The 1,180-nt window shown below is 46.4% G+C and carries 1 protein-coding gene; it reads right to left on the reverse strand.

Going from position 1 to position 1,180, the window contains the following annotated elements; translation table 11 throughout:
• A partial coding sequence (gene metG, locus ACTXGO_RS14175; RefSeq protein WP_443574966.1) for a methionine--tRNA ligase occupies positions 1 to 1,180 on the reverse strand: 1,180 nt, incomplete at both ends.

The following is a 1,180-nucleotide window of genomic DNA, read 5'->3' on the forward strand; positions in this document are numbered from 1 at the left end:
TCAATATACTCATTGGCCTTGTCCGCGCATTGCATAATTAGGCGCATGGCTCGCGCAAACTCACGATTCTCATAAGCGGCGGCAATCTCATCACCCGTCTTGGTGATATCTTCTAGTAGCGTTGACTCTACGCAAGTATCAGACAGCATACCGTCATACTTTTTGACCAAGAATCCTGCACTGCGACTGGCGATATTGACCACTTTACCGACTAAGTCAGAATTAACCTTTTGCATAAAGTCTTCTAAATCAAGGTTAATGTCTTCGACTTTATCAGAGAGTTTACTCGCAAAGTAATAACGTAAGTACTCAGGATGCAAGTGCTCAGCGTAGGTTTCAGCCTTGATAAAGGTGCCGCGTGATTTACTCATCTTCTCGCCATTGACCATCAAAAAGCCGTGCGCGAAGACACCCGTTGGCGTACGGAATTCACTACCTGCGAGCATAGCGGGCCAAAACAGCGCATGGAAATAGACGATATCTTTACCGATGAAGTGATAAACCTCGGTTTTGTGCTCATTCTCTTGCATCCAATAGCGATCAAAGTCCAGCTCGTTATCGCCGCCTTTGCGCTTATCACACAAGTTTTGAAAACTTGCCATGTAGCCCACGGGCGCATCTAGCCAGACATAAAAGTATTTGTCTGGCTCATCACTTGGGGTATCAGGAATTTTGAAGCCAAAGTAGGGCGCATCACGCGAGATGTCCCAGCTGGCAAGACCGGCATCAAACCACTCTTGGAGTTTGTTGGCAACGGAGACTTGCAAGCGATTGTCACTGCGTGTCCAGTCTTTTAAAAACTGCTCAAACCCTGGCAAATCAAAGAAGTAGTGCTTTGAGGTTTTGAGTACAGGCGTCGCATCTGATAACGTCGAATAAGGGTTGATCAGATCTGTCGCATCATAGGTGGTGCCGCAGACTTCGCAGTTATCGCCGTATTGATCCATCGCACCGCATTCAGGGCATTGACCTTTGACAAAACGATCGGCTAAGAACAGCTGTTTTTCGGGGTCAAATAATTGCTCGACGTCGCGGGTACTGATATGTCCTGCGCTATTAAGACGACGATAAATCAGCTCTGAGAAGTGCTTGTTTTCTTCTGAATGAGTGGTGTGATAATTATCAAAATCAATCAAAAATTTTGCAAAGTCCGCTTCGTGCGAGGCTTTGACTGAGGCGA

Source organism: Psychrobacter sp. T6-1 (genome assembly GCF_052258445.1).